Origin of the sequence: Fodinibius sp. (assembly GCF_034521915.1) — a bacterium.
GTDB lineage: Bacteria > Bacteroidota > Rhodothermia > Balneolales > Balneolaceae > Fodinibius.
On the sequence record NZ_JAXHLU010000001.1, the window covers coordinates 86,474 to 112,435 of the forward strand.

Sequence of the window (25,962 nt, forward strand, 5' to 3'; positions counted from 1 at the left end):
TTGATTGTGTCCGAATTTATCTAAAGGGTCAAAGTCCCTCGAATAATAATTTTTTGTCTAACAAAAAAACTGCCCCCTCTTAATGAGAGGGCAGAAGAAGATATCATCTAATCATGAAGTAATTATGAAACGACCTTTTTTCCGGATCGCAGAAAAGCCTGTGCAGAGGCAAGTCGTGCAATGGGCACGCGATACGGCGAACATGATACATAATTCAATCCAAGGTTATAGCAAAAAGCCACACTACTGGGATCACCACCGTGCTCACCGCAAATTCCAACCTTAAGATCAGACTTTGCATCGCGACCTTTCTCTACTCCCATTTGTACCAGTTGCCCCACGCCTTCTTCGTCCAACACTTGGAAAGGATCATTTTTAAGGATTCCCTCATTCAGATAATGCTCCAGGAACTTACCGGCATCATCACGACTGTAGCCAAAAGTCATCTGGGTCAAGTCGTTTGTACCGAAAGAGAAAAAGTCTGCTTCATCGGCAATTTTATCGGCAATAAGTGCCGCCCGTGGAATTTCGATCATTGTACCTACTTTATAATCGACCTCACTGCCCTTTTCAGCAAAAACTTTTTCGGCAATTTCATCCACAACATGCCGCTCATGGATGAACTCCTCAGCTGTGCCCACCAGCGGAATCATGATTTCCGGATACACCTTTTTACCCTTACTCTTAACTTCAACAGCCGCTTCTAAAATAGCACGCGACTGCATTTCAGTAATTTCGGGATAGGTGATTCCGAGTCGACATCCTCGGTGTCCCAGCATGGGGTTAAATTCGCTCAACAACCGGATTTTACGCTTTAATTCGGCCGTGCTAATTCCCAGCTCCTTCGCAAGTGCTTTAACTTCTTTTTCCTCCTCGGGCAGAAATTCATGCAGCGGTGGATCCAGCAACCGTACCGTCACAGGCAAACCTTCCATTGCCTCAAAAATTTCAATAAAATCCTGACGTTGGTACGGAAGCAGATTTTCCAGTGCACTTCGACGCTCCTCCTCGCTCTCGGAGATAATCATGCGACGCATTTCGCGAATCCGCTCATCCCCGAAAAACATATGCTCGGTACGAGCCAGTCCAATTCCCTGTGCACCGTATTCTCGGGCGCGTAAGGCATCTTCGGGCGTATCGGCATTCGTGCGTACCTTCATATCACGGAACTCATCCACCCAGTTCATAAAGGTTCGGAAATTCTCACCAAATTGGGGAGCCTCCACTTCTTTTTTCCCCTTGATTACTGTTCCGCGTGCGCCGTCGATCGAAATCCAGTCGCCCGCCTTTACGGTAACATCACCGGCCGTAAATAGCTGCTTGTCGTAATTAATATTGATATCATCACAGCCAGCCACACAGGGTTTACCCCATCCGCGGGCGACCACTGCAGCGTGACTGGTCATTCCACCGCGTGATGTGAGAATTCCTTCGGCAGCCGACATTCCGCCCACATCTTCGGGACTTGTTTCAATACGAACCAAAATCACCGGATTTCCTTTACTATGCTCTTCTTCGGCGGTATCAGAATCAAACACCACTTTACCCACCGCAGCACCGGGGGATGCCGGCAACCCTTCTCCAAGAATATCGTTTTTATCAATTTCATCCTCCTTAAGCTGGGGATGTAATAGTTGATCCAGATGACCGGGCTCTACCAAATTTTCTACGGCTTTATCTTTTTCCAGAATACCCTCATTCACCATATCTATGGCAATTTTGACCGCTGCCGCACCCGTTCGTTTACCATTACGGGTTTGCAGAATAAACAGTTCGCCCTGTTGCACAGTAAACTCAATATCCTGCATATCCTGGTAATGCTCTTCCAGCTGATTGGTCAGCTCAAGCAACTCATCATAAGAATCAGGCATCACCTCTTTAAGCTCATTGATATCGCGTGGCGTACGAATACCCGCTACCACATCTTCGCCCTGTGCATTAATCAAAAATTCACCGTAAAGTTCACTTTCACCATCAGATGGATTACGCGTAAAGCAGACGCCCGTGGCACTATCGTCGCCCATATTTCCAAATACCATCGCCTGCACATTTACTGCAGTGCCCAGCAACCCGGTGATCTTATTGATCTTACGATACTTGATAGCTCTTGGAATATTCCAGGACCCAAAAACACCGTTTATCGATTTGTGTAACTGTTCATCAGGATCTTGCGGAAAATCCTCTTCCGTATTTTCCCGGTACACTTTTTTATAACGATCAACCAGCTCTTTGAGATCATCAACATCCAGCTGGGTATCCAGCTCAACACCTCTCTCATCCTTCAACTCCTGCAGAGCTTCCTCAAACTTTTCATGTGCTACGCCCATTACTACATCACCAAACATATCAATAAAACGGCGATAGCAATCGTAAGCGAATCGTTCGTTCCCCATTTTTTGGGCCAATCCCTGTACCGACTGATCGGTGAGACCCAGATTGAGTACCGTATCCATCATGCCCGGCATCGAAACAGCGGCCCCCGAACGCACTGATACCAAAAGTGGATCTTGAGGATCGCCAAATGTTTGCCCCATTAACTCTTCGAGATGGGCAATACTATTCTGTATTTCGGCTTCAAGTCCTTCAGGCCATTCTCCATCATGCTCATTATAGTATTGGCAAACTTTGGCAGATATCGTGAATCCCGGCGGTATGGGCATGCCGATGCTGCTCATCTCGGCCAGGTTCGCACCCTTTCCACCCAGTAATTTTTTCATTGATTTATCTCCTTCTGCCGTGCCGCCGCCAAACGTAAAAACTTGTTTCTGAGCATCCATAATAGCCACCTTTTATACCGTTTTTGAAAACGAACGCGAAGACTTTTTTCGATTTAGATATTTATCAAAACACATCGCAATATTTCGCAGAAATAATCGTCCACGTTCTGTTATTATAATTTTATCGGATTTAATAGTAACGAATCCATCAGCCTCCAACTTCGAAAGACGTTGTAGGCTGTCACTAAAATAATCCTCAAAAACTATGCCCCATTTATCCTCGATTTCAGCAAATGAGAGCATCCTTTTACACATTATTTGCATTATTACACGATTACGCAATTTATCATCATTGCAAAGATGCAATATCTTCGCCAAAGGCCTCTCATTTGCATCCAACATCTTGTAATAGTCACCAAGTTCCTTGGTATTTTGCCAGTAATAATCTCCCACATTCGAAATACCAGACATCCCAAAAGCGTAAAGATCGGCGCCGGCTAATGTACTGTATCCCTGGAAATTACGTTGCAAACTTCCATTTTCCATCGCCTTAGTCAGCTCTTCATCTTCTCGTGAAAAGTGATCCATGCCAATAAACCGGTATTGGTTATCGGTAAGATAGGAAATACTTAATTGCAGCATCGCCAGCTTTTCATCAGTAGTAGGCATATCTTCCTCATTAAGCAACTTTTGGGCGGGCATCATGCTCGGAATATGCGCGTAGCTGTACACTGCGAGACGATCGGGTTGCAGAGTGAGAATATCGTCCATTGTCTTTCTAAAAGTGTTGACGGTCTGCAGCGGCAACCCGTAAATCAAGTCAAAGTTTATGGAGTCAATTCCAGACTCCCGAAGCCATTTGGTTACTTGTTTTGTTTGCTCGAAGCGGCTGAATGCGGTGGATGGCTTGCTGCACTTCTTCGTTAGTATCCTGAACGCCCAGTGATGCTCGGTTACATCCAATATTCGCCAATGTTTGAATGTGCTCTTTCGTGCATTTCCGCGGATCAATTTCTACGCCGAATTCTGTCTCACTATTTGTGTTAAATCGACTATGAATAGCTTTACCGAGTCGCTGCAGCTGATCAGGCTTCAGAAAAGTGGGCGTACCTCCGCCAAAGTGAATCTGTACGACTTCCGAATCAGGATGCAATATTTTGGCTACCTGATCCATCTCTTTTTCCAGGTAATCGAGATAGAGATCGCCGCGATCCTGATCTTTGGTAATTACTTTCGTACATCCACAGTACCAGCAAAGCGAGAAACAAAATGGGATATGAAAATACAGTGAGATGGGATGCGGCTCCTCGTTACGATCTATCAAATAATTATGCAGCACTTTCACATCTTGGTCATCGGCTTCCTGAAACTGCACGGCCGTGGGATATGAGGTGTAGCGCGGTCCCTGCACGTTGTACTTTTTGATGAGATCGAGACTAACGTTTTTCATAGCTATCTGCTTTAATAGAACACGGATTTTACAGATGCTACAGATGACCGCGGGTAATAAATTATTTATCTGCGGTCATTAGCTTAACCTGTGTCATCAGCGTTCTATTGATCATTAAAAATCTTTTTTCTCGAATTGACGCTGGCTTCTCCACAATGGAATGCCGAGCCACAGCATCAGGCAACTTAAAGCAACACTAATGCCCAACATACTCCCAAAGAAACGATTGAATACAGCCCCTGTGTATCCCATGAGGGCCGAAATATCAAATTCAAGTAACACCGTAATGCGAGCTAAATCAATGGGATTTGCCAGTGCTAAGGCCAGCATTGGTTTCTCAATGGGGTAATCTCCAAAAGCAAAAACTGCCAGTAATATGAGCCCATCGTAGAGCACTGCTAAAAAGAGCCAGCTTACCAAGGCAAAACCAAGTCCCTTTACGCGATCCTCAAAAAACTTGAGTCCAAACCAGAAACCAAGTCCCGTAAACAGCAGACTTAATACAATACCCAGACCTAATATCAGCAAAATAGATTGCAGATTGGCTGTAACAATCATGCCAGTGTAAATCATTGGGATAACTGTACCTAATGCATAAGCAACCGCTAGCGGCACTGCCAACCCACCGAATAATCCCCAAAATAGTGAGGGCCGGTCAATGGGTTGGGCAAGGAGCAGTTCGGTAAATTCACGGGACTGATACAGATACAGCGCGCCGTAAATCATCCCTACAAGAGGAATCAGCAAGAGCATGATGTTTGAAATACTAAGCATGGCTTTGGGGCCTGCATTACCGAAGCGAATCATTGCATCGGCAATTAGCAGGTAAATAAGTCCGTAACCAACAATCCACTTGCCGCGAAGCAGATCTTTCCATTGATATTTTAAAATTGTAAGTGCTTTCATGCTGCTGTTTCCTCCATCATTTTTGCCACGGCGCCTTCAAGCCGCTGTTCTTGTTGCCGTTCTATAAGCTCTCGCATTGGGCCATCATATCGAATATTGCCTTCCACCATAAAGATCAGATGATCGGTCAACTCTTCAATCTCACTCATAATATGCGATGTTAACAATACCGTTTTGCCCTTCCCTTTTTCTTCCTGCACCAGCCTCTTAAACTGTACGCTCGACTTGGGATCAAGCCCCGCCGTGGGTTCATCAAAAATCAATATCTCCGGGTCGAACATCATCGCCAGAATAGCGCCCACTTTTTGACGCATTCCGCCGGAAAGTGCTCGCATTCGCTTGTCAATTTCATTATCCAGATCAAAATATTCGAGCAATTCCCTATCACGATTGGTATCACTGCCCCTCATATTTTTAATAAACTGAAAGAGTTCTCCAATCGTCATATTTTCGGGATAGCGAGCAATTTGAGGCATATAACCAATCTTGTTTCGGTATAGCCACTCCCCCTCTATTGATTTTCCATCAACCTGGATGTCGCCTGACGTAGGTTTTACCAGCCCCAATAGTGCCTTTATCGTAGTCGTTTTTCCCGATCCGTTGGGACCAACAATACCCGTAGCCTGTCCGGCCGGAATCTCTAAATCCAGCTCGTTAAGGACCGTACGAGTACCAAAATCTTTGCGTAATTTTTTTATTGAAATCATTGTACAGGTTCCATTTGAGGTTTTGAATCAAGGAGTGTTTCCGGGGTAAGCACCGGCATAAACTTTTCGGCAGCATCCAGAAGATCAACCAGCAAGCTACGCAACAGTAACAGAGACTGCGGTTGTTTTTCTACCAATATGGAGAATAATCGCACCGGACGATGAGGCACATCTCCCACTCCGTCACGATTTAAATCGTAGCCCTCATATTGACTCCAGTAATTCTTATCAAAATTATTGCTGTAATTCATTCTACTATTTGTGGATACTTCAAAAGAGTTAGCCACGAAATTATTCCTGTGAAATTCGTTATCTGTTGAGTTTGCCATCAGCTGAACAGCCCAGCCGTTCTGTTTGAATTGATTGCCTTCCACGTTATTTCGACTGGAAGCTTCCATATACAATCCCACAGAGTTATTTTCAAAGGTATTTCCCTCGATTTTACTTCTGCTTATTTCCTTGGCAAGTAACCCATAAGCTGACGAGCCCCAGTTATCGGCAAAGCGATTATTGATCACATCTACGTGCTGCGAATACATCACTGCCACACCCCCGCCATTGTTCCGAAACGTATTTTCTTCATAGCGACAGTTATCAGAATACATAAAGTGAATACCATAACGAATATTATTTTCGCTCATATTGCCCCTGATATAAGCACCTTCCACAAATTCAAAATAGAGTCCATCGCGATGCCCTGCTACATAATTGTCGATAATCCGAGCATCTTTTGTGTACCAGAGGTGAATAGCATTACCGGATTTAGTTTCGCGCGTACCCGATGCGGTAATATGATTATTTTTAATAACAGAATTGGAAGTTTTTGACAGGTAGATTCCAAAAAAATTATCAGTCAATGTTGCATTTTCAATCAATGTGCTATCAGTTTCCTCAACAAGTATACCAGCATAATCTTCCATAAAGCTAGTGCTAGCGTGCCTTACCTCTACATTTTTAAGAGTCACATCATCAGCCGTAATAACAATTACAAAGCCCTTGTATTCTCCATCTATAACTACTCCATTTTCGCCCAGAATGGTTAGTGGTTTATTTACCCTGATATCATATTCGCTATATGTTCCTTTCTTAATTTTAAGCGTATCGCCTGGTTCGGCCCGGTCAATGCCCTGCTGTACAGAAGTGATATCACCGTCTTTGGATACGGTGATCTGCGTAGCATAACTCAACGGAGCCATGAGCAACAGACCTACGAAAATTGCTATTATTTTTGATATTATATTCATTGCCTCAATCCTTTTTTGAGCAAATTAAATTGTACGGTACTACTTGTTTACATTTCGACTTGGGATACCTTGGCCCAATCCAATAATTTTCCCGGCCGTTCAGCTATGTGCTTCTTTGCTTCTTCTTGGGAGGGAAAAGCAAGCAGTGATTCGCCCATGGGACTATTCACTACTTCACTTTTCACAAACTGGGCCTCCCTGGCATTTAACCAATTACCGGGCTCATCATAGTTACTCACATAAAGCTTTGCTCCATCCAGCTCATCTTCATTCATGCGATGATAAACGGCCATGCATTCAATAGCATCAAACTTTAGCGCCTTACCCTTATCTGTTACAATTTGGGAAGCAAACTGCTTGTCCGTAATCATCATTTTACAATGCGCGCATTCGTCACTGCCATAGTGAACTTCTGCAGGTTCCTGACTACAAGCCGTTACCAGCAACAACAATCCTATAGCAGCAAAAACTTTTATAATATTAGATAAATACATCATTGTTTACCTCCTTTTAATCAATCCTTTTTGCTTCTCCACCATACTGTACCTGCAATACTCATTGATAGCAGTGAAATATAAAACCCAATATGCGGCAGTGAAGTAGCATTAATATTTAACAACTGTTTACTACCTATCAAGGGCGGTTGGTAGGTCATTCCGGGGACTTTAATGGGGGCATCGGGATTTAGATTGTGCCCGTAATCGTAACCCCAGAGATAAAAATCTACCAAACCGGCAATAGCAAACAACACAAACAATCCAAGCCAGAACAATATCCACTTAGGTTTTCCTATTCCCGCAATTACTAATCCACTGAGAATAAGGAACCCAAAAATATACGGCATGACCTTAAGCTCGGGTATAGAATCGGGATTAATTTCCTTCATCCCGATATAGTGATTCAATCCGTTAATATTTTGCAAATCGTTTTCATTCTTGCCCTCAATATTGTCAATAGAAATATTCATTCCAATACCTTCGGGGTACTGCGGAGCTTCCATACTAATACTCCAAATGGGCGTAAAATAAACGCCGATCAACATGAGTGCCGCTACTGCCATTAAAATCCGATTTCGAGTATCCATAATATTAATCCTTACTTAATGTAATACGATTATTTTAAATAAGAGGAAGGGAGGCTTCACCCTCCCACCCTCAAGGATTGAGGTCACTTACTGACCTGTGCTATAAGAGATTGGTGTATCAGAATTTTCTGGTGATACTCGTACATAGCCCTGCATCTCCTGGTGCAGCGCCGAGCAGAAATCGGTACAATAGAATGGGAACACGCCTACTTTCTTAGGTTGCCATTTTAATGTCAGGGTTTCACCAGGCATTACAAGTATCTCGGAAGTGTTAGCTCCTTTCATGGCAAAACCGTGCGGTACGTCCCAGTCCTGCTCGAGGTTCGTCACGTGGAAGTACACTTCGTCACCAACTTTAATGCCTTCGATATTGTCAGGCGTAAAGTGACTTCGAATAGTAGTCATATACACGTGAACTTCGTTACCGTCACGAACTACCTTGGTCTCTTTCTCGCTTTTGGTAGCGTGCGGGTGATTATTGTCATCGATTTCGTAGAATCGCTTCTGATTTTTCTTGACCTTTTCCGCAGCGATTCCCTGGGCGTAGTGCGGCTCACCCTCGGTGGGGAAGTCGAGCAACAGCTCCATCTTTTCGCCAGAGATATCAATCAGCTGTGCCGAGTGGAACAACTCTGGTCCGGTTGGCAGGTAACGATCCTTGGTAATTTTGTTTAATGATACCAAGTATTTGCCGTCGGGATTTTCACTGTCACCGCCCGGAATCATCAAGTGTCCCGGAGAGTAATACACGTCAATACGATCAACGACTTCAGTTTTTTCAATATTCCACTTAACTATTTCGGAAGAGATAAATGCCGTAGTATAGGCATTTCCTTTGCCATCAAACTCGGTGTGGAGTGGTCCCAATCCTGGGTTTTCCACCTCACCATGTAGAATGGAATCGTATTTTAATACAGGGATACCCTGCTCTTCACCTGCGAAGTCTTCGTTTTCAATGGCATCCTGCATTTTGGCAAAGGAGTGAACCGGAATAACCGTAGAAAGTTTACCCCCGGCCGCGATGTATTGTCCCGTAGGATCTACGTCAACACCGTGCGGTGATTTAGGCGTAGGAAGAAAATAAACAATACCTTCCAGCTTTCGCGGATCAAGTACGCGTACTTCTTCAATGACTTCACTTTTTGCAATACCGCCTTCTTCGTGATCGATATAATTGCGATAGTGCTTGCCGGGAATCATTTCTCCCTTGCCCTGCTTGGCATATTCAGCTGCTTTTTTCCAGTTGATAGCAGCGATATAGTCCTTATCATTCTTTGAAGCATTGATCTCTAACAGAGTATTCGCTTCTTCACTGTTATATGAAGTAAAAAATGACCATCCGTCAGAAGGACCTTTTCCTGCATGGGAAAGATCATAATTAAAGCCAGGCATCATAATCTGGAAATCAATGCTCATGTGTCCTTCATCTGACACCTTGATAAAAGAGATGGTCCCTTTAAAATTCTCTTTATAGCTGTCAATGCTCACATCCATATTCTCCAGACTACCCTCCTTCATAGGTATACTAAAACGTGTGGCTGCAGAAACGTACTCGGTATTGGGAGTTACAAAAGATGAAGCGTGATTACCCGCCGAATTGGGAATCTCGATAATCTCTTGTGTTTTAAACTCATCCAAACCGATACGAGCAACACGAGGGGTATTATTCTCATTCATAAATACCCAGCGTCCGTCGGTTTCGCCATCTGTTTGAGATAGCTCAGGGTGGTGTGCATCGCCCCACGGTATAAATCCGTCGGTCGTCTGCAACATAGCTTTAGTTTCCTCAGAAAATCCATACCCATTTACCGGAGCCTGTGAAAAGACCGGAATGGTAAAGATATGTCGACCTGATGGCAATCCATATACGCCCATCTGACCATTGTATCCGCCGGAGAAGAAGCCGTAAAATTCGTCGTGCTCTCCCGGTGCTACGTAGACTTTCTGTGCAGCGTCAGAAGAGGAGCCAAACTCCCCGTTCGAGCTACATCCCATAGATATAAATCCCATAGCTGTGATTGCCGCAAGCGACCACAGTAAAGATTTTTTTAACAATTTATTCATAGTATTTCTCTTTTAGATTATTGATTGGTTGATTGGTGTTATTGTGATTCTTGTGCTAAGTATTCTACGACAGCTCGTGCTTTCTCACGCGTCAATTGTTGATTCGTCATTCGTGTTGGATATTCGGTAGTAACTGATTTTGCAACCGGATGCTTTGCACGCATTTCATCCGTATTTAGTATCAGATTCATGACGTATGCCGGTGACCGTACATTCATTATGCCACCCAGCGGCGGACCCACATAGCGGCTGTCCAGCTTATGACAGGCGCCACATTTCATATCAAAAACCCGCATGCCCTCTTTCGCCAATTCGGGATCTATTTCGCCAATTTCTATTTCTTCATCCACCGGACCAATGCCATGCTCCATTTCAAAATCCGTTAATTTCTGCTCTTCCTTTTCGGCAGAGGCCTCACTTTCATTTTTTTCTCCGCTACCGCCACAAGCCGCAAACAGCAGCATTGTTAATATTATCAATCCTGAAAGTTTTGTTATCTGTGACATAATCCTATTAAAGTTTTAAGAGTTCTTTATCTTCTATTAATAATTAGTACAAGTAATGTGCCAAGAATCAACAGCCGGCTATATGTTGTGTGAAATAACACCTGTATAATCTATTTACTGATATACATGCTTGAAATATTCTTTAAGGATATTACTAGCTATTGAATTTTTGCAGATACACAACAAAATTACTTTTAACCATTGCAGTACTGCAATACATTGTGATTAACCCCAAACAAATTTTCCATCAGGTGTTATGCGTAAATCCTTTGCCTTTCCTTCCTTCGACATATCCTGCAAGCTGGTGGTTGTAAACAACTCATTTATTTCATCTCGAGTATCCTCCCACATTTCATGCATTGGACAAGGTTTTTCACTACCACAGCCGGGTAATCCCAAAACACACTCGGTAAAAATAGCCGACCCGTCAATGGCTTCAACAACCTCTTTCAGCATAATTTCCCTGCCTGACTTTGACAGCCTCACGCCTCCCTTCGGACCTTTCATCGATTCCAGAATATCTTCAGCTGTTAATTGCTGCAGTATTTTAGTCAAAAAATGGAAGGAGATATCCAGCTTTTCACTCAATTCTTTGATTGATACATAATCCTCTCTCGAGATCGATGCAAGATAGATCATTGCCCGAAGGCCGTACACACATGATGTAGAGAAGATCATTTATTTTAAGTTTTAAGACAATTTTATCTTAAATATAACTCGCTTGTAAATAACCTTCAACTTTTTTTGGCACTTTATTTTTGTTATGTGATCTCAGAGATTAGTAGGAACAAACGTTATTCGCTATATCGCCGGATATACCATTGTACGGTCTCTCTCAAACGTTGCTCAAACGACGCCTCGCTATTCCATCCCAGCTCTTCCTTAATTTTAGAGGCGTCAATAGCATAGCGAAAATCATGTCCGGGACGATCTTTGACAAAGGTAATCAGGTTTTTGAAATCCGAGCTCGGTGCATCACCGACCTCCTCATTTAAAATATTACAAATCTTCTTTACCAGATCGATATTCTTCCATTCGTTATTGCCGCCTATAATATAGGTTTCTCCCGATTCTCCCTTATTAAAAACCAGATCCAATGCACGGCAGTGTTCCTGAACATAGAGCCAATCGCGGACATTTTCTCCTTTTCCATAAACGGGAATATCATTGTGCTTGAGTGCCGTACGAATAACGGTGGGAATCAACTTTTCGTCGTGCTGGTGCGGACCAAAATTATTGGAACAGTTTGTTGTAACCACATTCATCCCGTAGGTGTGAAAATACGATCGAATAATAAAATCACTACCCGCTTTTGATGCCGAATACGGTGAATTCGGGGCATAGGGAGAGTCCTCCGAAAAAGCGCCCTGTTCCCCCAGCTCTCCATACACTTCATCGGTGGATACATGCAAAAATCGATTATTTTGCCACTGTTCTTCATCCTCTTTCCAAAACTGTCGGCATTCCTCAACCAAATTAAAAGTCCCCACTACATTCGACTGAATAAAAGGCTCCGGCCCCTTGATAGAGTTGTCTACATGCGACTCTGCCGCAAGGTGGAAATACGCCTTCGGGCTTATAGCTTCGGATGATATTCCGTACGGCCTCGCGATCTACAATATCCAGCTTTTTAAAGGTATAGCGATTCGAATTTTTAATCTCATCGAGATATGATAAATCCGAAGCGTAGCCAAGTTTATCGATATTGAGCAGCTGATAATCGGGATACTTCTCGTGCAAATACAGCAGCAAATTTGATCCTATGAATCCCGCACCGCCTGTAACTAATATTCTCATTCTAAATCTTTATTCTAATTTAAATTATTAGCTCTTATTCTCTTGTCCTGTGAAATACGATTTGAGCCGCTTTTAAACAAACATCTTTCCATAGTGAGTCTTTAAGTACTTTTCACGCTTTATCGCATACTTTTTATTTCGACAACCTTCATAGTAGATCAATTTGAATGGTCGGCGGTTCTTTGTTGATTGAACGTTACCTGCTTGATGTTTCTCAAATCGTGATCGCAGATCATCCGTATAACCTTCTTTTTCGCCTTTTGGCTTGACCCATCCCGATTATCTCGGGACCAGCAAAGCTGAAGTAAAAACTCTCCCGAAAGCTTTCGGGATAACTCCTCGGTGCCGGTTTCATCAATCAACGCTGATTAAATTCTATAGCAGCCCCTCGTCAGACAGAAATTTCTCCCATCTGGTTTTTAACGCTTTCGATAATAATAAGTTGATTACTTATTATGAAATTCACGGTTTAAAGTATGGCCTTGAATTGTATACTGCAGCCAAAGGATGCTATTTTGTAGATTTTATACTGGTGATATACCAATATTATGCACAATTGTCTAAAGACCATCAAAATCTACGCATCCTGCAAGCTAAAGTGATTATACAATTTATAGTCTTGATTTTTTAGTTCCTTTTGTATCAAGACAAAAGGAACACTACAAAATTTAGATTCTGTTTTACATAGTTCAAAAATAAAACACAACGATTTGCCGATAGACTTTACTTTCAACTATTTCACGGTATAAATCCACTACCCGTAACAAGTACTTGTTTTTTCTTCATGAGAATAGATCTTCCTCTTTAATTTCCTGAAGCCGCGGTTGGTGCATATCTTTCTCTGAGATAATGGGATCAGTAACCTTCCAATCGATATTCAGTTCGGGATCATCCCATAACAGCCCCCGCTCTCCTTCCGGATAGTAATAGTCGCTGCATTTATAATACACTAACGCATCATCCGATAGCACCGAAAATCCGTGAGCAAACCCCTTGGGGATAAACATCTGGTGTTTATTTTCGGCGGAAAGTTCCATCGCTACGTGCTCACCAAATGTGGAAGAACCTTTCCGCAAATCTACCGCCACATCCAAAATGGCTCCCTGCATTATCATCAACAATTTATCCTGCTGCCGCTCAATCTGATAGTGCAATCCGCGTACAGTATTCTTCTGAGATTTGGACAGGTTATCCTGCACAAAATGGACATCAATATTTTTCTCCTTTAGGTGCTGCTCCCGGTAGGTCTCCAGAAAAAATCCCCGATCGTCCCGATATACCTCAGGCTTTAGCAATAACACATCGGGGATGTCAGTTTTAATTATTTCCATACTCATATTTTGGAATTCAATTAAGTCCAAGATTTCTCGTATACCCTCAAACTTTGGCGATGATGCTCAGCTTGATTGCGAATATATGGTTTTACTTTTTCAATCGCAGAAGCTTAAACCAAAAATTCCTCATACAACCTCCACCAACGCCTTATATTGGCTATAAAAACGGTAATCATTGCTTTTTTTATAAGAAAAAAACAACGTTGATGTCATGGTGAGCGGAGTCGAACCATCTCCTCGAAATAGATGGCTCTTGAATCAGGGAAATTAGTTAGATGCTACGCGAACCTAATGGAAGGAGATCCCTCCGCGCCGGTCGGGATGACATTGCTTTTTATATAAGAAGCTCCTCATACAAATCTTTCCACTTCGGATTTAACCGTTCAATAAGAACCTCTTTTTTCTTTCGGGTCCATCGCTTTATCTGCTTTTCGCGGTCAATGGCGTCTTGCGGGCAGTCACATTCCTCAATATATACCAATTTTGTGCAATTGTATCGCTTTGTAAAGCCCTCCACCAATCTATGTTTATGCTGCCAGCCTCGGCAAATGATGTCGCCCGTCATGCCGGTATAGAGTACTGTGTGATGAGTATTAGTCATAATATAAACGTGATATTTCTTTTCCATAGAATAGTAAGACCGTTTAAGAGGTGAAATCTTACAAGCAACAATCGTCATTGCTCCCTTTACACAATGACAGCTTTTGTGTATGAGAGTTTAGCCCTTTAAATACTATGCGAACTTTTTCCGGGAGACTGCCGCGGTTATTCCGCTAACGCGGAACGCCCTCGCAGTGACATTGCTTTTTTAAACAACAACGGCTGTCATCGCGAGCGAAATGGAGTGGAGCGTGGCGATCTCCATAAAACAATTTACTAAGGCTTAAAGGATAACCTTTAGATGCTACGCAAATCTATTCAAGAAGATTACCACGGTCGTCCCGCGAATGCGGGACTCCCTCGTAATGACAGCCTTTAAAAAACAACGACTGTCATCGCGCCGTGCCCCATAGTTGCGGGGAGCGGAGTCGAACCATCTCCTTGAAATAGATTGCTCGTGAGCGAGGGAACGCACCTTTACTTACAACCGATTAAGCAGCTTTCGTAACCCCTCTTTCCAATCAATAATCTCAATTCCTGAAATCTCATCAATCTTATGTGTGCATAATTTCGAAAAATACGGACGTTCGGCTTTGGTGGGAAAGGCATCCGAATCAACCGGCTCAATCTCAACGTCCATACTAGCCTGATCAAAAATTTCCCGGGCCAAATCGTACCACGTTATCAATCCATCTGAAGTGATGTGATAAGTTCCACGATGTCCATTTTCCAATAGTGTCAAACAGTTACGAACCACATTTTCAGCAAAAGCAGGACTGCCCCACTGGTCATTCACCACCTGCAGCTCGTCGCGCTCCTGTGCCAGCCGAATCATAGTCTTTACGAAGTTGGAACCAAACTGGCCACACAGCCATGATACGCGAATAATTAAATGGTTTTCAGCGGTCTGACGAATAGCCTGCTCCCCCTCCCACTTGGTCTTGCCATACCAGTTCACAGGATCAGCCGGATGATCTTCAGGATATCCCTCCGGAAATTCCCTTTTATTAAGCTTTGTGCCGGGAAACACATAATCAGTCGAATAGTGCACCAGCTTAAATTCCAGCTGCTGACTCAGTTCTGCCAGGTACAACGGAGCCTCCATATTGACCTTACGAGCCAGCTTCTTATGATCTTCGGCTCCATCCACATCCGTAAAGGCTGCGCAATTAATTACAACATCCGGCTTTTGATCACGAAACTCATCAGAAACCTCCTGATAATGGGTGATATCCAGATCACTTGATGTGTACGAGAGCAAGGCAATCTCATCTGAATAGTCTCTATTAATAATGCGTTGCCACTCTCTGCCCAATTGTCCTGATGCCCCAAGTAGTATTGCTTTCATCATTATTCAGAATCAACCAATTCATTTGCCCGCTTGTATGATGAGGGCGTTCCCGCATCAGTCCACCAACCCTCCATCACCGAAAACCGCATACCGTCCTCTTTTATATAGTGATTATTGACGTCAGTAATTTCCAGTTCTCCGCGATCGGATGGCTCCAGATCCCGAATAAAATCAAAGACCCGGGAATCATACATATACACTCCGGTCACCGCCAACTTACTTTTAGGCTGATCCGGTTTTTCTTCGATTCCAACGATTTTATCACCCTCTACTTCTGCCACTCCAAAACGCTCGGGATCATCTACTTCTTTAAGTAAAATTTGTGCTCCCTCACCGGGATAGGAATTTATTGCCTTCTGCAGGGAGGTTTGGAAGATATTATCTCCCAGAATCACCGTCATGGAATCATCTCCCACAAAGTTTTCTGCCAGTCCCAACGCCTGTGCAATTCCGCCGGCCTCATCCTGCACTTTATACGTAAATCGGCAGCCAAAATCCTTACCCGATCCCAGCAGGTTTACCACATCCCCCATGTGCTCGGTACCGGTTACAATCAATATTTCTTCTATACCTGCGTTGGTTAATTTCTGAATGGGATAATAAATCATCGGCTTATTACCCACCGGCAACAAGTGTTTGTTGGTTACTTTCGTCAGTGGATATAGTCTCGATCCCGTGCCGCCCGCTAAAATAATGCCTTTCATAGTCTTAATTTGTGATCAATGAATGTAAAACCATCCGAAGCATATAAAATTATTACTACGGATGCTCAATATAATTTCTTTAGGCTGATCTTTAAAATATCTCTCACTTAAACTTTTAAAGACCAATTTTTAACTATTTTACCATATAAAACTTTAAATTATGTAACATTATAGTCTGTGTTCCCTCCTGATAGTACAGCAGACGACTAAAAAATAAATATTTTACAATCATCGTTAATGAAAATTAATTAGGTCTATACAGTCGTTATTATAATATTGGCGATGAAGTTTCATTAAGGATGGTAAAACATTTAATGTTTTCTAACATTTGCAATAAAATTGATATTTAGACATCTACAGCTATGGTAGGATATAGTGAAGTATTACAAACAATGGCAGCAATGGTGCTGTTTTCCCTGATCTTGTTGACTTCAAATAAGATAATCTTTCTTAACAGTCAGCATGAAGTCGAAAGTGAAGTTGAGAAAAGAGCTATCACTATTGCTCAAAGTTACATTGATAGAGCACGCGCTCTGCCTTTTGATGCCAATACAGTATCAGGCGAACCTTCTCAAGTACCCGAAGGATTCTCTGATTGTGGCCAGGCCAATTCCACAGATTTCAATGACTTTGATGATTATCACGATTTAAAGGAAAAGGTGGATTGGGAACCCGGTTCTGGTGATGAAGCATTCCAAGTAGATGTAGAGGTATTGTATGTAAGTCCGCCGAATTATGAAATGGCAAGCGGCCACACTGACACACCCTACACCGAATACAAAAAAATGGTTGTAACCGTGACCAGCGACTATCTGAAAGATGGAAACGGTGACAACATTGAAATTAAAATACCGTACTTGCGCCGATATTATTAACAATAATACAAGTTAACATTATGAATCTGGGGCTGACAACAAGTTTTATTATTGCAGGAGTTTTACTCTTGAGTATTCTGAGCATGAATATGAATATCTCACAGAGCTCTACTGCATTAACTATGCGACAAATGATACAACAACGAACGGCAACTATTTCAGAAGTTTTAGAAAAAGACATTTCAAATATCGCTTACGGTCAAGAAAAGCCCTATGATGATCCTATTCTTGATGCCCGGGAGGGATTTATAGAATTCAAAACGGATATTGATGACGATGGAAATCCAGATAATATTCAGTGGGAACACGACGAATCAAATAACCAACTGATTCGAAAACTTAACGGAGATGCAACCACCTTTAAATGGAATATTACTGACTTTAAAATGACTTACCTGGACAGTGATCGAGATACCGTATTGGGTAATGATCAAAATGAGCGCAATGATATTCGATTTATTGATATATCAATGACTGTGCGAAGTCCTGAGAAAATAGGTGGATTGGGGTCATCTGATCCCGAATACATAACAACAAATTGGAATAGAGAGTTTAGACCAATTAACTTAAGCTTATAGAGGTACACTACCATGGGTAGACCAATGTTAATTATCGTAATGGGCTTACTTGTAGCCCTAGGCTATACGTTTATGGGAATGAACAACCAGCGCAAAGCTATGACCCAAGGGTCAGTAAATGCGGCAGAACAAGCCATGGCCCAAAACTTAGCTCATACAGGTATAGAATTTGGAATTAATGAATTAAGTGAAAACCCCAGTTGGGAAGAGGGTGAGAATAATACAATTAGTAAATCCATAGATGGTGGAACAATTAAATATTATTGGGCTAATCTTCCAAGCTCTAGCAACATTGAACTTACTGTAATAGCAACGATTGACAATACCAGTAAAGAGATAGTTGCAAAAATATCCAAAGGAAAAGCCATTGATATATCCAAAGTACCTGGTGCTATGGGTGTATATGGATCGAATACTACTGTTCGAATTAATGGACAGCCTCCAAATATCGACGGTAGAAATTTTTCTATGGATGAAACTTCTCCCAATGATGATGCTGATAGTTACAAGCCGGGGGCAGTCGGTATTCGTAGTCAAGATGACACATTTGAAAAAAAGGGAAAACCCGGTGATGACTCTTTTCTTGTAGGTGAGCCTGATGGTTTTGCGCAGGATTCAGACTTAGATAGTCAAAACTTGCAAGATAATATAGATAATAAATATCTACCTAATGCAGAATCATATAATGGCTTAGATTTAGGTACCAAAGACAACCCTAAAATAGTATCTGTTGAACAGGATGGTTCTGCTAATGGTAATGGTGCCGGTATATTAATTATAAGACCGGGTGTGAATTTTCAAATTACAGGAAATGATAGATATTACGGTTTAATCATTGTTCAAGGGAATCTAGAACTAAAAGGAACACCTCAAGTTTATGGTTCTATACTTTTTGCTGACAACTCTAGTATTGATGTAGAAGACCCCGAAGGTACATATGCGGGTACACCTGACCTACGGTACAGTAGTGATGCCTTAAACAATGTTAATAAGAATCTGCAAACAGGCGGAAGCAAAGTAAAACTCATCAGTATGTATAACTGATCATAGTTTTTGAAGTAGTAACATTTTTAAGATTCACTTATCTACCTTAAGATTTACTAATGCAGAGGGAACCTTTCCTCTGCATTTTTTATTTTAGGCTGACTACAGAAAATGGTTAGGTTATCAGCCAACATTTTATAGGACTATTCGTTTACATAGTGCGAACAAACGGCAATTATCCAATAGGACTTTGATGCAAAAAGCTACTACAATATTGCTGCTCATATTTACAGCAGTAAGTTTTACAACCCTTACAGCAGCGGCACAGGATCAGAATGGAGGGTCGAGCAGAATTAGCATTAGTGCTTCTGCCCAGGTGGTTGAATCCATAGAAATGGTAACGCTAAGAGATATTAGTTTTAGTCCCGTACAACCCAGCCAGCAAACGATTACCATCGATCCGCTTTCTGATACCAACACGGGCAAAATGGTTGCCCTGGGCAATGCCGATTCCCAGATTCGAGTTAGCTTTGTCCGTGAACGCACCTTAACACACGACAGCGGTACCAACTCACTAACCTTCACCTATGAAATTGCGGGCAATGATGAGGACGATCAGAGCTCGGCCGAAATCCTGCAAACCGACAATCGCGACCTGACTCTCAACGGAAATGGAGAATATTATTTCTGGATTGGCGGACAGGTCAACGTTGAAAATGCCAAGCCGGGTAATTACAACGGCGATTTTACCATTGAAGTTGAATATATTTAATTCTACAGGGTGCTTTCTATGAAAAAACTTTTTACTGTAATATCGCTGCTTCTGTTGCCCATTTGGGCACTTCAGGCACAGACCCTTGCTTTAAATATTGAAGCCCCTCCGGAATTAACCATAACCGTCATATCAGATGGAGTTCTTGATTTTGGTAGTCTTTTACAGAATCAGGGTACTGTTCAGATTCAATTGCAGGACCCTCAAACCGAAACTATAAGCATCGAAGGAGAACATAACAGAGATGTTCGTGTTACGATTTATCCTCCTCCAGCACTACAACTAGACGCAGATAATAAACTACCTTTTACCCTTGGAGCAGCTTATGCCAACGACGGCGAAGACAATAAAAATCAGGCAACAGTATTTTCCGGCAATACGGCTACATTTCCAATTTATCAGGATGATGGAGGTGGCCCACCCCCATGGGCCAAAGGAGGAAAAAAAGGCGGTGGTCCCCCGACTTCAAAAGCATACTTATATATTTATGGAGATATAACCGTTGGAAATGACAGAGCCGGAACCTATACCGGAACTATAAACATAAGTGTTGAGTATGATTAAGAAGCGGTTTAAAATTTTATTTTGTATTTCGCTCTTAATTCTTCCCCTAGCCTACTCTGGGGATGCCCAAACCGTGCGTTTCAATATGGACGTACAGCCTGAGTTAGGCGTAGAAGTACTTCAGGATTTAAATTTCGGTACGGTGGTTACCAACAGCGGTACCCAACAAATTGAAGCTGGGTAATCCGCAAATGGGTATTTTCAAAATCAGGGCACTGGCGGCACAAAGCGCGATCCTTAGCCTGCAAAAACCAGACCGCTTAACACCATCCGCCGGACAAGATACAACCAATACCATCCCTCTTACTTTAGATGCAGCCTATTCCCCTGAAGCAAGCAATTATCAGGATTATATGCCCTTTGCCAATGAAGAGCTACGCATAACCCTGGGCAGTGATAATGAACAGGTTTGGGATACCGGCTACGTATATATCTTTGGAAATATTGACGTCGGCAATGTTACTCCGGGCGCCTACTCGGGCACGTTAGTTTTGAACGTCGTTTACCAATAGAAGTTACGATTTATTAATCTTTGGCAATATTGAAACGCTCTAAAGAATATTCCTTGTTAATTAACTTCACTAACAACGCTAGTTACTTAACTTTAGAAAAGTTTAGAATCCTTTAATTAAAAGGCTCTAACTAGGAGACCCAAGAGATCATTTTTATCTTGGGAGTGAAGCAAACAAAGAAACTCAATTTATCTACAAACAATAATAAACGGCTTAAATTATGAAACGATTACTCCAACTTACTCTCGCATTTTTTTTGATGACCGGTTTAACAACAGCTACATTTGCACAAATTGATGCCACAGCAACCGTTGAATCAAATGTATCTGTTACCGATGGAAGTAACTTAGACTTTGGAACTTTAGCAGCTGGTGCTAGCAGTACTGTAAATGTTGGTGACGCTACTGCCGGTACATTTCAAATTACAGGTAACGGCGGTCAGCTTGATCTAACTTTTTCCTTTGCAAATGGCGGAAACTTAGTAGGCCCCGGTGCTGATATCGCTATTAACTTCGATAATACTAGTGCAGCTTGGGACAACTTGGCAACCAGTCAAAGTAATACATTCGACCCTACGGCAGGGGCCACTACTTCTGCTCTCTCTGCTGACTCCGATAATACTCTTCATGTATTCATCGGTGGTACTATTAATGCAGCAGCTAACCAAACTGCCGGTACATATTCCGAGGAAATTACATTGACCGCTGCATACAACTAAGTATTTTTTCCTTCACTAAAAGCCAAGACCTAATTCGTCTTGGCTTTTTTATTTGTTAGACTGCGCCAGAATAGTTCAATCAGTAGCTTACTATGCTTTTTTGTACAAATTTCTTAGGTTCCCCAAACGGCAATTAAAACCAGTCTATCCGCAATGAAAAAACTGTTATTTATATTTCTGCTTCTTTTTGGGGTGCTTTTTACCGGCGCCAAGGCGCAAATTACCATCGCTCCCACCATGGTTTTTATTGACCAGCAAGAGCGTTTTGGAAGCTTTTTGGTACTAAACGGATCGGATCAGGCGCAGGAGGTATCCATTGAATTTCCCTTTGGCTACCCCACAACCAATACGGAAGGCAATGTAGAGATGGTATATGACGACAGCAGCCGGGCCCAGCAGTACGGTATCAGCAACCTGGTTAAGGGCTTTCCACAGAATTTTGTACTCCAACCCGGTCAGCGCCAAACGGTGCGAATGACCGTACGACCCAAAGACTTTTCGGATGGCACCTACTGGACACGCATTAAAACAACGTCAAATGCTCAGAACCCTGCTGTGGGTGAAGAAACTGATGATGGAATAACGGCCCAAATCACTTATAAGTTTGAGCAGGTTACGACTCTATTCTACAAACACGGCGATACCAATACCGGTATAGAGATCCAAAAGTTTAGCCAGCAAAATTCGGAAGATAATTTTGAATTTATTACCGATGTCAAAAGATCAGGAAACTCTCCTTTTCTTGGAACCATCATATTAACGATCTCAGACCGTAGTGGTAATACCGTAGTAGAAAAACGTACTTCCACGTCTATCTATTTTGATTACCGACAAGTATTTGAGGTAGCACAGGATGAGCTGGAAAATGGTAAATATACGGCCAAAATCACCTTTGAAACGCAGCGACCCGATGTGCCTTCGGAAAACATCGTTCAAATGGAACCGGTATCTCAATCCATAAGCTTCACCAAAAAGTGAGTAAAGAAGGACGTTTTTTAATTCTATCTCTTCTTCTATTCGCTTTAAGTACGCCTGCCCTTTCTTTTAATAATAGTATACAGGCTGCACCGACATCCAGTTTTCAGGACGGACAAGCTAACCAGCAGCAGTCAAATCAACAGGAGATATTTCTTTCCTTTACCTACCGCAATTTCTTTGAAAAGGTTATTACCGCCTATTATGAGGACGGCACCTACTATCTTCCGGTTTCAGAAATATTCAGCAGTCTAAAAATCTCTCACGAGGTAGACAATGGCAGTTTATCTATCCAGGGCTTTTACCTTGACCCCGATAATAATTTTCGATTCGACTTTAGCAACTACGAAGTAACGCTGGATAACAAGGGAACCTTCCGTTACGATGCCTCCAAAATGCTGGTTAAGGAACTGGATTTCTATGTGAGTCTTGACGTGCTATCCGAAGTGTTTGACTTAAACTTTTCTGTGGACCTCAATAATCTGCTATTGCAGCTTGAAACCCCCAACACCTTGCCCATTGTGGAAGAGTACGAGCGACAACGGCGCAGAGAGCAACAAGATAAAGCCAATATCGGGCAAAGCTATCATCCACTTATGTTTGAACGGGACCGAACGTTTTTCGGAGGTGGCTTTTTTGACTATTCGCTCACTTCAATAATAAACGAAAACCAAAATTCATATACCTATAATTTTGACCTTGGAGCAGAAATAGCCGGTGGCGATCTCGAGGGTTCTGCATTTGGTAACTATTCCGGCGGATCATCAAACTTTACCACCAATAACCTGCGCTGGCGATACGTCATGCGCAATAATGACTACCTCAGCCAAATATACGCCGGACAAACACGTTCTGATGGATTAAGCAGTCGAAATTTTACAGGGATTAAACTGACCAACGAACCCATCGAGCCCCGGTATATGTACGATTCCTATGAGGTGGAGGGCACTGCCCCAATTGGCTCAGAAGTTGAGCTTTACTACAATAATGCCCTCTATGACTTTACCAGAATAACGGAAGACGAACAGTATCGTTTTTTAGTGCCACTCACTTATGGTACTTCGCGATTGCGGTTGCGAATCTATGGTCCCGACGGGCGCATCCGGGAACGAGAAGAGCGAATACAGATCCCTTTCAACTTTCTGCCGGAAGGGGAATTCAGCTATCACCTGAACGCCGGTCAACTTGATAACCCTATTTTTGGCACCACTACAGAAAGTTATATGACTCAGGGCGATGTAGCGTATGGAATCTCAAACTGGCTGACCCAGCAAGTTGGGGTAGAATATTTTGATGAATATTCCAATGAGTCGCCTGTTTTCTATAGTTCTACTTCTGCGCGGGTTTTTGACGATTACTTGTTAAATCTCGATATCGCTCCCAATGCTTTCTATCGAATATCCGGGAATGTTGTTTATCCCTCATCTGCCAGCTGGGGCATAACCTATTCCAATTATACCGACAACCGGATCTATAACCCCGTTGGTAACGAGCAGGAATTTTCAGCTAATGCATTTTTCCCATTATCAATAGGAGAAGTGCCATTAAACTTTCGATTTCAAGGGAATTACGCTCAAAATTCACCGCAGGATAATATGAGCTATTCCATTGACTTAAACTCCCGCATTAATCGCCTGAATCTCAGGTTCAGTTACCGGGATCGTCAGTTCGGCGACTTTTCACTTGATCCAAGCACCAGCTCAGATCTGAGCGCATCCGCTACGTACCTCATTTCCAGAACCCCCAACATACCCCGTTATCTTCAAAATACATTTATCAGTGGCAGTATCGATTATAGTCCGGGTATTGGTGCATTCAGAGAGGCCGAAATACAAGCCTCAAAAAGCATATTTGAACATGGAAGAATCCAGGCCTCCTACTCCAGAAATTTTTTAAATGACCTGAATTTTCTAAACCTTGGCCTGACCATCGACTTCAATGCATTTCGAAGTACGTCAAATGCCCGGAAATCAAGAGATCAATATTCATTTACACAAAATATTAGAGGTTCCATCGGGTATGATGATTACAATAAAGATTTAACCGTCTCAAACAGGCAGCAGGTAGGACGTTCTGCAACATCTGTTCGTCTTTATGTAGATGCAAACAATTCCGGGACCTACGACGAGGGAGATGACGTAATCAATGAAGAAGCAGTTCGCATTGGACGAGCCGGCGTCATGTCTACCTCTTCGGAGGGTATCCTTCGATTCAGCCAGCTTCAGTCCTACCACAGGATTAATATGGAGGTCAATCAATCAGAAATAAAAAATCCTATGCTGGTGCCTGAAATAGAAAAATTTTCTATTGTTACAGATCCCAACCAGTATAAACCAATAGATATTCCCTTCTATACTTCCGGGGTAATATCGGGCAAAGTCGTAAAAATGACCAAAGGGAAAGAGAATCCACAGTCCGGCCTCCGCGTATATTTGGATGCTAAAGAGGATACCACATATAAAAAAGAAATGCGCACCTTTAGCGATGGTACATTCTATGCCTATGAAATTCCACCGGGTAACTATAATTTATATATAGATAGCAAACAGCTGGAGTTCCTCGATGTTAATTCGCAACCCGATACCATGGAGGTTGAAGTTGAGGCCCTGGCCGAGGGAGATTTTGTAGAAGGGTTGAACTTTACCCTAAAACCTAAAACAACGCCTGAGCCCATTGCAGCCGATACTGTATCTGCTGACTCAACCACTGACACTACGTATATCTCTGATCAGGAACTCTATTATAAGATCCAGATTGCCAGTTTCAGGACGTTATCAAAAGCTAAAGAAGTTGCTATGGAAGCGGCAAGCAAACTTAAAGGATCCTTTAGTGTGATATTGAATACTAACACCGACTTATACGCTATTCGTAGCCTCCCCTTGCCAAATCGGAATCAAGCTATCCAAAACATATTATCATATCACCGCAATACCTTTGAAAAAGCCGCACTGGTTGTCCTCGACAGTGGAAATATTGCACCTGATGCCCCTCAATCAGACTTTATCAAGCTGGGAGAATTTAAAACAGAAGATGCTGCTAACCGCTTTGCGGAACAAACCAAAAATGACTTGGATCTATTAACCTCAGTCAGTTTTAATGAGGCCAATGAAAAGTATTTGGTATATGTAGATGAGCGATATTACTCAAAAACATCGATGGAATCCCAACTGGCTACTATACAAGACAAACCATCTTATGAAGATGCCTCTATGGCAAACATCCAAAACTATTCGCTATTTCTTGGTGAGAAAGACGAGCGGGCAATGAACTTTAGTTTTGAAATCCGCATTGAGAATCCGGGAGGTGAATTGGATGAAAAACTATTAAAATCCATGATTGATCCTGAATCAGGAGCGGAATTCAAAAAGTCTAACGGTACCATTGTTTTTGAAGGGCTTATATCCTGGACAAAGACCAAGCAATTGCAACAGAAGCTTGCTGATATCCCTGCAATAGAACATCCGATTACAGTACTGATTGAAAAATAGAAGGATTGGCTGGGATTCTACTATTCTCTTTT

General features: G+C 42.4%; 24 protein-coding genes and 2 pseudogenes. 9 read left to right on the top strand and 17 right to left on the bottom strand.

Going from position 1 to position 25,962, the window contains the following annotated elements; all coding sequences use genetic code 11:
- Positions 1-122: 122 nt before the first annotated feature.
- The 17 genes and pseudogenes from ppdK to U5J89_RS00500 form a co-directional block, all read right to left on the bottom strand.
- Positions 123-2,777 carry a pyruvate, phosphate dikinase gene (gene ppdK, locus U5J89_RS00420; RefSeq protein ID WP_322573628.1) on the bottom strand — a complete coding sequence of 885 codons (2,655 nt, stop codon included), beginning with the start codon at positions 2,775-2,777 and terminating at the stop codon, positions 123-125.
- A gap of 12 nt (positions 2,778-2,789) precedes the next feature.
- Entirely contained in the window at positions 2,790-3,647 is an 858-nt protein-coding gene (hemN, locus tag U5J89_RS00425; RefSeq protein ID WP_322573907.1) for an oxygen-independent coproporphyrinogen III oxidase, read from the bottom strand.
- Entirely contained in the window at positions 3,553-4,167 is a 615-nt protein-coding gene (locus tag U5J89_RS00430) for a radical SAM protein (protein ID WP_322573629.1), read from the bottom strand. Before U5J89_RS00430 ends, hemN begins: the two co-directional genes overlap by 95 nt.
- 114 nt (positions 4,168-4,281) lie before the next feature.
- Complete coding sequence (locus U5J89_RS00435) at positions 4,282-5,073, bottom strand: ABC transporter permease subunit (protein ID WP_322573630.1); 792 nt, start codon at positions 5,071-5,073, stop codon at positions 4,282-4,284.
- Positions 5,070-5,780, bottom strand: a complete 711-nt coding sequence (locus tag U5J89_RS00440; RefSeq protein ID WP_322573631.1) for an ABC transporter ATP-binding protein — start codon at positions 5,778-5,780, stop codon at positions 5,070-5,072. Before U5J89_RS00440 ends, U5J89_RS00435 begins: the two co-directional genes overlap by 4 nt.
- On the bottom strand, positions 5,777-7,024 hold the full coding sequence (locus U5J89_RS00445; protein WP_322573632.1) for a nitrous oxide reductase family maturation protein NosD: 1,248 nt from the start codon (positions 7,022-7,024) through the stop codon (positions 5,777-5,779). The genes U5J89_RS00440 and U5J89_RS00445 overlap by 4 nt, the downstream gene beginning before the upstream one ends.
- A gap of 47 nt (positions 7,025-7,071) precedes the next feature.
- Entirely contained in the window at positions 7,072-7,521 is a 450-nt protein-coding gene (locus U5J89_RS00450) for a nitrous oxide reductase accessory protein NosL (protein ID WP_322573633.1), read from the bottom strand.
- Positions 7,522-7,538: 17 nt separating this feature from the next.
- Entirely contained in the window at positions 7,539-8,108 is a 570-nt protein-coding gene (locus U5J89_RS00455) for a hypothetical protein (RefSeq protein WP_322573634.1), read from the bottom strand.
- 87 nt (positions 8,109-8,195) lie between these two features.
- Complete coding sequence (nosZ, locus tag U5J89_RS00460; RefSeq protein ID WP_322573635.1) at positions 8,196-10,172, bottom strand: Sec-dependent nitrous-oxide reductase; 1,977 nt, start codon at positions 10,170-10,172, stop codon at positions 8,196-8,198.
- Between the two features lie 38 nt (positions 10,173-10,210).
- Complete coding sequence (locus U5J89_RS00465; RefSeq protein ID WP_322573636.1) at positions 10,211-10,678, bottom strand: cytochrome c; 468 nt, start codon at positions 10,676-10,678, stop codon at positions 10,211-10,213.
- Between the two features lie 225 nt (positions 10,679-10,903).
- A complete protein-coding gene (locus tag U5J89_RS00470; RefSeq protein ID WP_322573637.1) occupies positions 10,904-11,356 on the bottom strand; it encodes an Rrf2 family transcriptional regulator in 453 nt (150 codons plus the stop codon).
- A gap of 116 nt (positions 11,357-11,472) precedes the next feature.
- A pseudogene (rfbB, locus tag U5J89_RS00475) lies at positions 11,473-12,475 on the bottom strand (dTDP-glucose 4,6-dehydratase).
- 72 nt (positions 12,476-12,547) lie between these two features.
- Positions 12,548-12,709: pseudogene (locus U5J89_RS15850) on the bottom strand (GIY-YIG nuclease family protein); the annotation flags it as partial.
- A 548-nt stretch (positions 12,710-13,257) separates the two neighbouring features.
- Positions 13,258-13,806 carry a dTDP-4-dehydrorhamnose 3,5-epimerase gene (gene rfbC / locus U5J89_RS00485; RefSeq protein ID WP_322573639.1) on the bottom strand — a complete coding sequence of 183 codons (549 nt, stop codon included), beginning with the start codon at positions 13,804-13,806 and terminating at the stop codon, positions 13,258-13,260.
- A gap of 337 nt (positions 13,807-14,143) precedes the next feature.
- Positions 14,144-14,437: a GIY-YIG nuclease family protein gene (locus U5J89_RS00490; RefSeq protein ID WP_322573640.1), complete on the bottom strand. Its 294-nt coding sequence runs from the start codon at positions 14,435-14,437 to the stop codon at positions 14,144-14,146.
- Between the two features lie 453 nt (positions 14,438-14,890).
- Positions 14,891-15,760 (bottom strand): dTDP-4-dehydrorhamnose reductase, encoded by an 870-nt coding sequence (gene rfbD, locus U5J89_RS00495; RefSeq protein ID WP_322573641.1) that lies wholly within the window; start codon positions 15,758-15,760, stop codon positions 14,891-14,893.
- Positions 15,760-16,464: a sugar phosphate nucleotidyltransferase gene (locus U5J89_RS00500; protein WP_322573642.1), complete on the bottom strand. Its 705-nt coding sequence runs from the start codon at positions 16,462-16,464 to the stop codon at positions 15,760-15,762. Before U5J89_RS00500 ends, rfbD begins: the two co-directional genes overlap by 1 nt.
- 362 nt (positions 16,465-16,826) lie before the next feature.
- Between U5J89_RS00500 and U5J89_RS00505 the strand changes: the two genes are divergently transcribed.
- From U5J89_RS00505 to U5J89_RS00545, 9 genes are all read left to right on the top strand, one after another.
- Positions 16,827-17,339, top strand: a complete 513-nt coding sequence (locus tag U5J89_RS00505) for a hypothetical protein (protein ID WP_322573643.1) — start codon at positions 16,827-16,829, stop codon at positions 17,337-17,339.
- Positions 17,340-17,470: 131 nt separating this feature from the next.
- Complete coding sequence (locus tag U5J89_RS00510) at positions 17,471-17,917, top strand: hypothetical protein (RefSeq protein WP_322573644.1); 447 nt, start codon at positions 17,471-17,473, stop codon at positions 17,915-17,917.
- Positions 17,918-17,929: 12 nt separating this feature from the next.
- Positions 17,930-18,961 (top strand): hypothetical protein, encoded by a 1,032-nt coding sequence (locus U5J89_RS00515; protein WP_322573645.1) that lies wholly within the window; start codon positions 17,930-17,932, stop codon positions 18,959-18,961.
- Positions 18,962-19,154: 193 nt separating this feature from the next.
- The gene (locus tag U5J89_RS00520) at positions 19,155-19,673 is read left to right on the top strand and encodes a DUF4402 domain-containing protein (RefSeq protein ID WP_322573646.1); all 519 of its coding nucleotides are present in this window, start codon (positions 19,155-19,157) and stop codon (positions 19,671-19,673) included.
- 18 nt (positions 19,674-19,691) lie between these two features.
- Entirely contained in the window at positions 19,692-20,237 is a 546-nt protein-coding gene (locus tag U5J89_RS00525) for a DUF4402 domain-containing protein (RefSeq protein WP_322573647.1), read from the top strand.
- Positions 20,238-20,428: 191 nt separating this feature from the next.
- Complete coding sequence (locus U5J89_RS00530) at positions 20,429-20,749, top strand: hypothetical protein (protein ID WP_322573648.1); 321 nt, start codon at positions 20,429-20,431, stop codon at positions 20,747-20,749.
- Positions 20,750-20,969: 220 nt separating this feature from the next.
- Positions 20,970-21,467 (top strand): DUF4402 domain-containing protein, encoded by a 498-nt coding sequence (locus U5J89_RS00535; RefSeq protein WP_322573649.1) that lies wholly within the window; start codon positions 20,970-20,972, stop codon positions 21,465-21,467.
- A gap of 153 nt (positions 21,468-21,620) precedes the next feature.
- Positions 21,621-22,445 carry a hypothetical protein gene (locus U5J89_RS00540; protein ID WP_322573650.1) on the top strand — a complete coding sequence of 275 codons (825 nt, stop codon included), beginning with the start codon at positions 21,621-21,623 and terminating at the stop codon, positions 22,443-22,445.
- Positions 22,442-25,930 carry a hypothetical protein gene (locus tag U5J89_RS00545; protein WP_322573651.1) on the top strand — a complete coding sequence of 1,163 codons (3,489 nt, stop codon included), beginning with the start codon at positions 22,442-22,444 and terminating at the stop codon, positions 25,928-25,930. The genes U5J89_RS00540 and U5J89_RS00545 overlap by 4 nt, the downstream gene beginning before the upstream one ends.
- Positions 25,931-25,962 lie beyond the last annotated feature (32 nt).